The sequence below is a fragment of the Ruegeria sp. AL7 genome, assembly GCF_056536105.1.
In genome coordinates, this window is record NZ_JBQFJF010000001.1 from 2,463,681 (window position 1) to 2,475,260 (window position 11,580).

Below are 11,580 nucleotides of genomic sequence, written 5' to 3' on the forward strand. Positions count from 1 at the left end.
TACCCCTGTTTGGGCGGCTCTCATGCCTAGGGTGCCGCGCCTGTTATTTGCGTTGGCCGGTGCTCTCTATCTGGCGGCGTTGGCGCGGGATGGTGTTGACCGCTGGGTCGACGCCACAGTGCTGCCGCCCGTTCTGACTGAAACCTCGGTCGAGATGCGGGATCGTAACGGTGACCTTCTGCGCGTGTTCCCGATTGCAGATGGCATCTGGAGGCTGCAACCCGGTGCGGTCGATCCCAATTTCACCGCTATGCTGATCCGGTACGAAGATAAACGTTTCTGGACCCACGCGGGCGTGGACCCTGTCGCGTTGCTGCGCGCAGCCGGGCAAAGCCTTTGGAGCGGGCGCGCTGTTTCAGGCGGGTCAACCCTGACCATGCAGGTCGCGCGGCTGATCGAAGATGGATCGACCGGACGCTGGAGTGGCAAGTTTCGCCAGATTAGGGTCGCATTGGCGCTGGAGCGGCAGCTGAGCAAGACACAGATCCTGAACCTCTACCTGACCCATGCCCCCTATGGCGGCAATCTGGAAGGTATCCGTGCCGGTGCACGCGCCTGGTTCGGCAAAGAAGCAACCCGTTTGACCGCCGCACAGGCGGCCCTGCTGGTCGCTTTGCCGCAATCCCCGGAGGCGCGACGCCCGGATCGCAGACCCAAGGCAGCCCAAATTGCCCGAGATCGGATTTTGCGCAGGTTGGAGCGCTACGGCGTATTGACCAAGGCTGAAATGCACGCAGCCCTGACGGAAACCATTCCTGGTCGAATGATCCCGTTTCCGCGCCTTGCACCCCATCTGACCGACCGCGTGAAAGGCCAAACCCGTGCAACCGGTGTATTTGATCTGACCCTGGATGCAGGGGTGCAAGCCCGGTTGGAAACTGTGGTCGCTCGGGCCGCCGCGCGCGTCGGGCCGCACGTGTCCGCTGCGCTGATCGTGGCAGATCATCGCGACGGTAAGATTTTGGCCTCGGTCGGGTCAGCCGGGTATCAGGATGCACGACAAGGGTTCGTGGATATGACCCAAGCCGTGCGGTCGCCCGGATCGACGCTGAAACCTCTGGTTTACGGGCTGGCATTCGATCAGGGGCTGGCCCATCCGGAAACCCTGATCCGCGATAGCCCGGTGATGTTCGGGCGTTACGCCCCGCGAAACTTCGATGGCGTTTTCCGGGGCGATGTAAGGGTTCGGGACGCGCTGCAATTGTCGCTGAATATCCCTGTCGTGCGCCTGACGCACGAGCTGGGCCCTGCGCGCGTGATGGCAGCACTGCGGACAGCAGGATCAGAACCGCGCCTGAGCAGTGGTACACCCGGATTGGCAATATCCTTGGGTGGCGTCGGTCTGAGCTTGCATGATCTTGTGCAGATCTACGTGACGCTGGCCGCTGGTGGGCAAGGCCCGATTCTGCGCCATGACGCCCTGGCTGATGCACGGCTCACCTCTCGTGTTTTGTCCGAAACCTCAGCATGGCAGATTGCGGATATCCTATCCGGGATCACACCACCCACGGGCAGCACTTCAGGGGCGCTGGCCTTCAAAACGGGAACCTCTTATGGGCACCGCGATGCCTGGGCCATTGGTTTTGACGGGCAGCATGTCATCGGGGTCTGGCTGGGACGCGCGGATGGCACACCTGTTCCCGGCGCATTCGGAGGGGACGTTGCCGCGCCGCTTCTGACCGAGGCTTTCGGCCTGCTGAAACCCGAACTCACGCCCCTGCGCCCACCGCCACCATCAACACTGTTGGTTGGCGCGGCGCAATTGCCGCAACCGTTGCAACGTTTCCGGCCCCGCGCGGCGGCTTTCGAAACGGACCAAACCGCACCTGATCTGTTGTTTCCACCAGAAAACGCTGTGTTAGAGACTTTCGGGAGCCCTCTCACGGTGAAACTACGCGGTGGTGTCGGGCCGTTTTCCGTTTTGACCAACGGCGTGCCTGTCTTGACCGGGCAACGGCAGCGAGAATTCGAAATTCCCAATCCCGGACCCGGATTTACCTCACTTGTGGTGGTGGATGCACAGGGCCAATCCGACCGGGCCTCGTTCCGGATCGACCAGAGCGCGCCCGGTTCCCGTTAAAGAACAGCAATGGGCCAGCGTTAACGCCGCCCTTCCCGCAGCCAACCGCCCAGCAGAAAGCCTCCAGCCAGCAGCAAGACAAGCCAGGGCGGCAGCAACCCGGCCTGCGTGACATCCCGCGTCTCATACGCGTTGCGTGGGGTCAGACCGATCCAACCCCGACCGGCGGCGGGGCGTCCGGCGCGTACGTTGCGGATCGACGGCAGCCCATCTTCCAACCGGATCACACCGCCCCGCAACCTGGCCAGCACCGGTTCAAGGACATCACCAGTCGCGATGGTGCGCTCGAACTCCTTCGGTGCAGCAGGGCCAAGGCCGATCACAGCCATGTGGTCGCCTTCCTGCAAACGATAAAGGCCGATCTCGGGGCCGTAATACTGCGCTTCAAACCGACCCGGAGAAACCTCTTTCAAAGTAATCTCCAACGTCTCGCCATTCGGCAAGGTGACTGTTACCGGGCCGACTTCTGTCCCGAGCGTCTGACGAATGATGCGCATGGACTGACCGTTGGCCTCGGCCCACAACGCCTCTTCTTCCAGTTCCGGTTCCTTCATCATCCAATGGGCCAGCCTGCGCAACAGCTCCAGCTGCGGACCCCCTCCTTCGAAGCCACGACTCCAAAGCCAGGCATGGTCAGACGCAAGCATCGCAACGCGCCCTTCGCCGACACGGTTCAGGACAAGCAGCGGACGATCCTCGACCCCGGTCATCAGCACGTCGCCCGAGCGATGTTTCACGTCGATCTGTCGCAACCACGCCCCCCAATCCTCGGATTCTCCAAGGTTGGTCGTGACCGGGTGACGATGCCCCAGATCACTGACCATCGGCACATATCGTTCCTCGATCACCCGCGCGGTTGGCTGAGCTGGCAGAACTGGCGCCAGGGGCGAGCGGAAGATGCTGTCGGCACCGGCGAAATCAGGTCCGGCGGCAACCAGGACCGCGCCGCCTTCGTTGATGTAGCTTGTGACATTGTCCAGATAGATCGCAGGCAGAATCCCGCGCCGCTTGTAGCGGTCAAAGATGATCAGGTCGAAATCGTTGATCTTTTCCAGAAACAACTCACGCGTCGGGAAGGCAATCAGCGACAGCTCGTCCACCGGCACACCATCCTGCTTTTCAGGCGGGCGCAGGATGGTGAAATGCACCAGATCAACAGAACTGTCGGATTTCAACAGGTTACGCCACGTGCGACCACCCGGATGCGGTTCACCCGAGACCAGCAGCACGCGCAGGCGGTCCCTTACGCCGTTCATCTGGATCAGGGCCGTGTTGTTGCGGTCGGTCAACTCGCCCTCAGCCTGAGGAACGGAAAACTGGATCACGTTGCGCCCGCCATGGGGCAATGTGACGGGCAGTTCGACATCGCGACCGATTGGAATGCTGAACTGTTCGGGCTCGCCCCCATCCACCGAAATTTCCAACGGTGCAGATGTTGCACCTGCGGGGGCAGCTCCGCTGTCTTCGACGCGCAGGGTCAAGGTCACCGATTCACCAATGATGGCGAAAGCAGGGGCGTTTCGGACAATAAGCCTGCGATCCCAGTCGCTTTCCCGCCCGGTTTGCAGCAGGTGCATCGGTGCGGGCAGATCCGGGGCCTGATCGACATCATGCACTATCCCGTCGGACACCACGAGGATACCGGCAATACGCGCACGCGGCTCTTCGGCCAGGGCCTCGTTCAGGGCTGCCATGATCTGCGTGCCCTCATCGCCTTCACCATCGCCGACCCGGATGCGGCGCAGTTCTGTATTGTCGCGTGCCTCGATCTCGGTGGCCAAATCCTCTGCGGCCATAGCCGTTTGTTCCACCCGGTCTGAAAGCGCCTGGCTGGCGCTTTCATCCTCGAACATCAGAACGATATCTGTCAGAGGTGCACGATCCTCGATCTGATAGACCGGGCCGGACAGCGCAGCGATGATCACCAGCGCCGCCAACCCACGCAAGGCCCATCCCGACAATCCACGCCACAAAGCCAGAACGACTCCGGCCACGGCAATCATACCCACGACAAGCAGCATCGCCCACGGGATCAGCGGATCGAAGATGACGGTTCCTGTCATTGTCCCAACCTGTCCAGAAGGGCGGGCACGTGAACCTGATCGGATTTGTAGTTCCCCGTCAGCACATGCATCACCAGATTGACACCAAAACGATTGGCCAACTCGCGTTGCCGTTCCCCGGCATAACCGCGCCCGACGGGCAACAGGGCCTGCCCGTTGCGATCCACCGCCCAGGCACCGGCCCAGTCATTGCCGCCGATGACCACCGGCGTCACATTGTCGTTCAGATTGCGGAAAGGCATCCCGTCGATCTGTTCTGCATCCAGCGGCGCGGCTTCAACCCAAACCTCGGTGCCTGAATATCGGCCCGGAAAATCCTGTAACAGGTAGAACGTGCGTGTCAGAACATGATCACGCGGAATCGGCTCTAATGCAGGGATATTCAGCGGTCCGGCCAGTTGTTGCAGTTTGCGGCCATTTGGGCTGGAGGCACCGAAACTGGCGATATCCGCATCACGTGTGTCAAACAGGATCATCCCTCCGGACCGCAGATAGGCGTTCAGCTTGACATAGGCCTCGGCTGAAGGTTGCGACTGGTTCGCTGAGATCGGCCAATAAAGCAACGGAAAGAACGCCAGCTCATCCCGTTCCAGATCAACACCGATGGGGTCTGCGGGTTCAACCGATGTGCGATAGAGCAGGGTTTGGCCAAGCCCGCGCAACCCGGCTTGCGCAATATCATCTACCTGCGCATCGCCAGTCAGGACATGCGCCAATACCAGTTCGTGGGTCGCAGCCAATGCAAACTCGGTGTCCTCAGGCGTTTGCGCGTGACCTTCGGGTACCAACAGGACACCGGTCAACGCCAAGGCCGTTGTTCGGGCCAAACCCAACCTGCCCGACAAAGCAAGCGATGCAATAACATCGACTGTCAGCAAAATCAGTGCAAGGCTGAGCAACAGACCGCCCAGTGGCGTTTCCGTACTGACCTCCTGCCCTTTGATCGGCACATTCGCGGGCCAGACAACAGGGCGCAGCTGAGTTTCTTCCGAAACGACGTTCAACGCCAGCTTCTGCTTGCCACTTTCATAAAGACCCGGACGCAGTTCCGGCCCGATCTGGCCCGATATCAGTTCAACCCCGTCGACACCTGCCAGGGTTCCGGCATCTGACAAGGTGCCAAATCCGTCCATGATTTGTACCGGCTCCCATGTTGTTCCCAGTAACTGAGCCTCTTGCCGGGACTTTGCAGCCGAAGCCACGGCCAGCCGATCCAGCATTTCAACGAACAGGCCCGACAGTGGCAGGCTCGACCATTCTGCATCGGCGGTCACATGGAACAACACCACCTGCCCCAACCCCAACGCCTTACGAGTCACCAAAGGCGTGCCGTCAGACAGTGAGGCAATTACGCGATCCGCCAAGTTAGGGTCTGGTTGTGCCATGACCTGAGTGGAAACGACCACGTCATCAGGGATGTCCAGTCCATAGAAGGGCGAGGTTTCGGGGAATGGTGCCAAGGTCTTGGCCTCACCCCAGCTCATCGCGCCGCCGACAGATCGCCCACCGCTGCGCAGCCGTGCAGGCAGCAGGGTGTCTTCGGTGTCACGCCCAAGATCGCTGGCCGCCATGCGCGGGCCGGCAAAGCGCAGCAACAAACCGCCCTGTTCGACCCATTCAATCAGGTCCGCCTTTTCCGGTTCCGACATCTGGGCCACATCTGACAGAACAATGACATCCGGATTGGCGGGCAGAACTTCGGGTAGGCCACCATCGACGAAATCCGCCGTGGGGCTCAGGACCTGAGTCAGATAATGCAGGGGTGACAGCAGCTCCAGACCTTCGCGGTTCAAACTCCCGGCAATCAGCGCGACCTCGCGACGACGCAGGCTGTCATCGGTCAGGGTCACGGCCCCGGCAGACCTTTGGCCCTGGATTTCGAACCGCGTGATCCGCGCGCGGAGTTCGGATGGCAGCGCCAGATCGACCTGCGCCGAAGCGTTCCCGGCTTCCAGGGTCAGTTCCACTGAATGTAGCACACGCGCCGTTCCGGCCGGGTCGCGCCCTTGTGCCAATACTGTCACACGTTCCTCGGGTCCGGGGCCTGCGCGCTGCACTGTCAATTGGATCAACCCGTCCTGATAAGCGGCAGGCAGGATCGCCATGGGCCGGGACGCCGCCTGATAAACCACCACATCGCCACGAGCCTGCAAGCTGGAGACCAGCGCCGCATGATCCACATAATCCAGCCGGTCACTGAACCAATGGGTGTCAAACCCCCCATCAATTGAATTTAGTGCCGCAATGGCCTGTGCGATCTGAGGTTCGGTCGGCTGCCATGGGTTGGGCATCAATCCCGGCAAATGTCCCCGCCATGCCTCGGCCGCCTGAAAAACAGGTGTTTCCGGTTCGGTCAGGCGCAGGATAGCCACCGTGCGCCCTGCGCGACCGGCCTCGGTCAGTTGCGCATCGATCTGATCCAGCGTGGCCGACCATCGGGTCGCGCCTGCCCAACTGGCGTCCAACACCATCAGCAGCGGCCCGGACCCGATCTCATCCCGCGACGGGTTCAGAACCGGACCGGCCAGACCTATGATCACCGCCGCAGCTGCCAGCATCCGCAGCAGCAACAGCCACCACGGCGTGCGGTCCGAAACGCTTTCGTCATCCTTCAGGCCCAAGAGCAACGTCACCGCCGGGAACATCCGACGGATCGGCGCCGGCGGCACCGCGCGCAGGATCAGCCACAGGATCGGCAGGGTCAGAAGACCCAGCAGCACCCATGGAGCGGTAAAGCCGATGCCCGCCAGAACCGTCATCGCGTTCCCCCGTCCAGCGCACGATATATCCACAACAGAGCCGCTTGCGCGCTATCGCCCGTGTGATGCAGGCCCATTTGCCAGCCAGTCGCCCGGCAAAGTTGCGTCAGCGTATCCTTACGGTGGGCGAGGCGTTGCAGATAGCGGTCCCGCAGCTCTGCCGCCTTGAGCGTTTCGTGCCGGACGGACCCCCCGACGCTTTCGAAAATCGTACGCCCACGATAAGGAAATGTCTCTTCGCCCGGGTCCAGCACCTGAAGGATGACGCCGCGAACACCACGGTCTGCGGCTTTGGTCAGGGCCAGTTCAACTTCGTCCATTGGACCAAGAAAATCCGAAATGAACACGGCACGGGCATGCGGGATCATGGCGCGATGTTCAGGCGGAGCGTAATCCGATTGATCATCTTCAGACCAGGCTTGCGCCAGCCGGATGATCTGTGCATTGCCGCGTCGGGGCGGCAAGGTGGTGCCTGTCAGGCCCACACGTTCACCGCCGCGCACCAAAAGGATGGATGTCGCCAGCCCCAACAGCCGGGCGCGGTCCGCTTTGGTCGGCAACGATTTGTCGGACGCAAACCGCATCGACGCCCCCTGATCGACCCAAAGCATTACCGATTGCGCGATCTGCCATTCGCGTTCCCGCACATATTGCTGATCTCCACGCGCCGAGCGGCGGTGGTCGATCATCCGGCGACTGTCGCCGATCTGCGCTGGGCGGTATTGCCAGAAATCATCCCCCATGCCAGAGCGCCGCCGTCCATGGTCACCCAGCAGAACGGTACCCGCCAGATGCTCGGCCCGCGCCAAAAGGGGCGGCAGCCGCGATGCCTCAGCCTCGGATCTTTCGCGAAGGGTCAGCGCGGCATTCACGCTGCCGCCTCGGTCCGAATCAACCCGACAGCAGTCGAGTCGATCAGGTCGGCCAAACTGTCGCCGCGTGCCCGTGCCGCAAAGTTGAGAGCCATCCGGTGGCTAAGCACCGGGCGCGCCATGTCCAGCACATCCTCGGCATTGGGTGCCAGACGCCCCTGCAACATCGCACGTGCCCGAACCGTCATCATCAGCGCCTGCGCAGCGCGTGGCCCGGGACCCCACGCGACGGTTTCGGCAACCCGTTCGGATACACCCGCTTCTTCAGGGCGGAAGGCCCGCACCAGATCAAGGATCAGCTCGACAACCGAGTCCCCGACGGGCATCCGACGCAGCAGGACCTGCGCAGCCAGCAACTCTTCCTTGCTGAAAATCTGATGTGCTTCGTCTTCGTCAACACCGGTCGTGGCCAGCAGAATATCCCGCTCGGTCTGGCGGTCGGGGTATTCTACATCGATCTGCACAAGAAACCGGTCCAGCTGCGCTTCGGGCAGGGGATAGGTGCCTTCCTGTTCGATCGGGTTTTGCGTGGCCAGAACGTGGAATGGCACACCAAGGGAACGGTCCTCACCGGCTACTGTTACCGTACGTTCCTGCATCGCCTGCAGCAGCGCGGATTGCGTTCGCGGGCTTGCGCGGTTGATTTCATCCGCCATCAGCAGCTGACAGAAGATCGGGCCGGGAATGAAACGGAAATGACGGCTGCCATCATCGGCCGTATCCAACACCTCAGATCCAAGAATATCGGCTGGCATCAGGTCGGGCGTAAACTGAATGCGATTGCCATGCAGCCCCATCACCGTTGACAGGGTTTCAACCAGACGCGTCTTGCCCAAGCCCGGCAGACCGATCAGAAGGGCGTGACCACCGCACAAAAGCGCAGCCAGGGTCAGGTCAACGACCCTTTCCTGCCCGATGAAGCGGCGGGTGATCGAGGCCTTGGCCTCTTGCAGCTTGTTTTCCAGCGCTTCGATCTCGGCTACGAGGTCGGCAGGTTCGTTCATGACTTTCCCTTCCGTGGACGAATATGATTGAAGTGTATCGCGCTGAGAGGAAATGGCAAAAGCAATGAGCGGACAAAAACCTGTGAAACCCTCGCCCGACGGATTGGCCGCATCGGTAAAAGCCGCCAAAACCCGGGGTTTACCGCCCGTTCACCTGTGGAATCCTCCGTTTTGTGGCGATCTGGACATCCGTGTCGCAAAAGATGGTACATGGAGTTATTTAGGCTCGCCCATCAATCGGTTCGAGCTTGTGAAGCTTTTTTCCTCAATTCTTAAGAAAGAAGACGGGAAATACTATCTGGTCACGCCGGTTGAAAAGGTGGGAATCACTGTCGAGGACGCGCCGTTCATCGCCGTGGATTTCGAGCAAACCGGCGAAGGTCGGACGCAAGACCTGACCTTTCGCACACAAGTGGACGACATCGCTGTTGCAGGGCCCGCGCATCCAATCCGGATTGTAATCGATCCTGAAACAGAAGAACCGTCACCCTACATACTGATCCGCACGAACCTCGAAGCGCGCATAGATCGCAAAAGCTTCTATCGCCTTGTCGAGATTGGCGGCCACCATGAGGGCTGGTTTGGTGTCTGGTCAGGTGGGCAATTCTTCCCGCTGATCCCTTCAGCCGATCTTGGCTGACCGTGGAGCGCGATCCTGGGCCAGCACGACGGCCAAGGCGACTACGCCCGCGCCCAGCGCACGGGTCCAGTTCCAGTCTTCCCCCAGCATCAGCATGATCAGCATCACGTAAAACGGGGCGATATTGATGTGAAACGAAGCCAGCGCCACGCCCAGCTTTCCCACGGCCGAGATGAACAACACTTGGCTGAGCCCCAGTGATATCAAGGCATAGATCCCAAGCATCCCCCATTGCTGCCCATCAATGGCGGCGGTTGGCAGCACATCCATGCCCAGCTGGGCCGCCCCAAAACTCAGCACTGCGGCCATGAGCAACCCACCGACGAAAGTAATTGTACAGCGCCCGATCTGACTGAGTTCGGGGAAGTCGCGCGCAGTGGCCATGCTACCCCAGCAAAACAGGCCCGTTGCAAGGATCGCCAGAACCGCGCCCAGCCCCAGCTGTTCGGGCGCGGCGGTGCTGGTTGCAATCAGCCCACCCAGAACCGACACCAGAACACCCAACGCAAAGGTCCACTTCAGCCGTCGGGTTCCTGCCATCAGCTCCAGTACCGTTGCAAGCAAAGGCGCGCAGGATGCAATGATCGCGACTGTCACCGGGTCCGTCATTTTCTGCGCAACGATCAGCAGAAACATGGCAAAGCCAAAACCAAAGCCGCCGACAACCATCGCCCGACCCCATCTTGCGCGTAACACTCTGCTGGGGCCATCCAGCAGGATCCAGACCGGTATCAGAACGGCAATCGCCAGCGCCAGGCGCGCGGTCAGCAATGCAACAGGGGGCCAGGTTTGCAGCAAAACTTCCGCCGCCGGGAACCCCGCTGCCCAGGTAATCATGGAGGCAACCGCCAGCCCATTCCCTGACAACGCAGGGTTTCGGCCACCAGACATAGCGGTAGTTGCCCCGCGTACGGGTTCCGGGCTCATCGCCATTGGATTCGGACCTTTTGTTAAGACGGCACCCGTAATGACGCGCCGTGCTGAGCGGACCCTTGCTGATTCGGTGCAAGCGATCTGGTCGATTTTCGACAATCTGTCGTTTTCGATCCCTTCCCCGAAAATCATCCCTTGGTTATGGTCGGATCAACACAACCACTGACCGCTCATGCCCAGATTTGCTGCCAACCTTTCACTGCTATTTACCGAAATGCCTTACCTGGAGCGATTTCAGGCTGCGTCAGATGCCGGGTTCACAGCGGTCGAGGTCTTGTTTCCTTACGACATCGCCGCGACGGAAACCCGCCGTGCCTTGCTTGCCAACGGGTTGGAGCTTGTGCTGATCAACGCGCCACCGCCCAACTACACCGGCGGTGCGCCGGGTTACGCCGCGATCCCCGACGGTCAATCGCGGTTCCAGTCGGACATTCGCCGTGTCCTGCGATATGCAAGGGTGCTACGCCCCGGCCTGATCCACATCATGTCCGGATACGCTACCGGGCCGGATGCATTGAGTTGTTTTGTGCAAAATCTGCAATGGGCCGCCGATTTCGCCCCACAGCAACAATTCACCATCGAGCCGCTCAACCCGGTTTCACAGCCCGGATATTTTTTGAACGATTACGATCTGGCAGCAGAGGTGCTCAACCAGGTGGATCGCCCGAATGTCGGCCTGCAATATGACAGCTTTCACGCCCATATGATCCATGGCGACGCGCTGGCTGTCTGGGACCGCTTTCATCCGCAGGTGGTCCATGCCCAAGTTGGCGCAGCCCCGGATCGCACGGAACCGGGTCGCGGACCAACGGATTTCAAGGCCTTGTTCTCGGCCATGGACGCGGCAGGTTATAGCGGCTGGATCAGCGCGGAATACACACCCTCAACTCAACGCACCTGCGACACACTCGACTGGATGCGGGACTTGCACTGGTAATTTTCATTCAGATACCGCACATCAAGGGCATTGCGACCATTAGGATGCCTGCCTTGATACCAGCCCGCTATGCCCGTGCCGTTTTCAGCCTGATCATGTCCGGCCTCATGTCCTTGATTGTAACGGGGATCGCGACGGTCAAAGCAATCGGGTTTAACCCCGGCACAGTTGGCGACTGGATGGCGTCCTGGGCATTTTGCTGGCCCATTGCCTTCACCGTAATCCTGCTGTTTGGCCCGTCCGTGCAACGAATGGTGAACCGTATGGTCAGGCCGCAGGGCTGACCCGCTGC

At 60.8% G+C, this 11,580-nt stretch carries 9 protein-coding genes; 4 read left to right on the forward strand and 5 right to left on the reverse strand.

The features are described 5' to 3' along the window. Positions 1-22 precede the first annotated feature (22 nt). Positions 23-2,080, forward strand: a complete 2,058-nt coding sequence (gene pbpC, locus ACR3E2_RS12440; RefSeq protein ID WP_480482677.1) for a penicillin-binding protein 1C — start codon at positions 23-25, stop codon at positions 2,078-2,080. A gap of 20 nt (positions 2,081-2,100) precedes the next feature. On the opposite strand, the gene ACR3E2_RS12445 is transcribed toward pbpC, so the two are convergent. From ACR3E2_RS12445 to ACR3E2_RS12460, 4 genes are read right to left on the reverse strand one after another with little or no spacing between them, the layout of a single operon-like run. Then, a complete protein-coding gene (locus ACR3E2_RS12445; protein ID WP_480482675.1) occupies positions 2,101-4,143 on the reverse strand; it encodes a hypothetical protein in 2,043 nt (680 codons plus the stop codon). Further along, complete coding sequence (locus tag ACR3E2_RS12450) at positions 4,140-6,902, reverse strand: DUF4159 domain-containing protein (protein WP_480482673.1); 2,763 nt, start codon at positions 6,900-6,902, stop codon at positions 4,140-4,142. Before ACR3E2_RS12450 ends, ACR3E2_RS12445 begins: the two co-directional genes overlap by 4 nt. Next, positions 6,899-7,774, reverse strand: a complete 876-nt coding sequence (locus tag ACR3E2_RS12455) for a DUF58 domain-containing protein (RefSeq protein ID WP_480482671.1) — start codon at positions 7,772-7,774, stop codon at positions 6,899-6,901. Before ACR3E2_RS12455 ends, ACR3E2_RS12450 begins: the two co-directional genes overlap by 4 nt. Then, positions 7,771-8,778, reverse strand: a complete 1,008-nt coding sequence (locus tag ACR3E2_RS12460) for an AAA family ATPase (RefSeq protein WP_267365919.1) — start codon at positions 8,776-8,778, stop codon at positions 7,771-7,773. The genes ACR3E2_RS12455 and ACR3E2_RS12460 overlap by 4 nt, the downstream gene beginning before the upstream one ends. A gap of 64 nt (positions 8,779-8,842) precedes the next feature. Here ACR3E2_RS12460 and ACR3E2_RS12465 point away from each other — a divergent pair, with 64 nt between their 5' ends. Continuing rightward, a complete protein-coding gene (locus ACR3E2_RS12465) occupies positions 8,843-9,418 on the forward strand; it encodes a DUF1285 domain-containing protein (RefSeq protein WP_267365918.1) in 576 nt (191 codons plus the stop codon). On the opposite strand, the gene ACR3E2_RS12470 is transcribed toward ACR3E2_RS12465, so the two are convergent. Then, entirely contained in the window at positions 9,401-10,255 is an 855-nt protein-coding gene (locus tag ACR3E2_RS12470) for a DMT family transporter (RefSeq protein ID WP_480482669.1), read from the reverse strand. The two genes, ACR3E2_RS12465 and ACR3E2_RS12470, sit on opposite strands and share 18 nt — an antisense overlap. A 268-nt stretch (positions 10,256-10,523) precedes the next feature. Here ACR3E2_RS12470 and ACR3E2_RS12475 point away from each other — a divergent pair, with 268 nt between their 5' ends. Both ACR3E2_RS12475 and ACR3E2_RS12480 read left to right on the forward strand, forming a co-directional pair. Continuing rightward, positions 10,524-11,288 carry a hydroxypyruvate isomerase family protein gene (locus tag ACR3E2_RS12475; protein ID WP_480482667.1) on the forward strand — a complete coding sequence of 255 codons (765 nt, stop codon included), beginning with the start codon at positions 10,524-10,526 and terminating at the stop codon, positions 11,286-11,288. Positions 11,289-11,341: 53 nt separating this feature from the next. Then, positions 11,342-11,572 (forward strand): DUF2798 domain-containing protein, encoded by a 231-nt coding sequence (locus ACR3E2_RS12480; protein WP_480474477.1) that lies wholly within the window; start codon positions 11,342-11,344, stop codon positions 11,570-11,572. Positions 11,573-11,580: the final 8 nt, after the last annotated feature.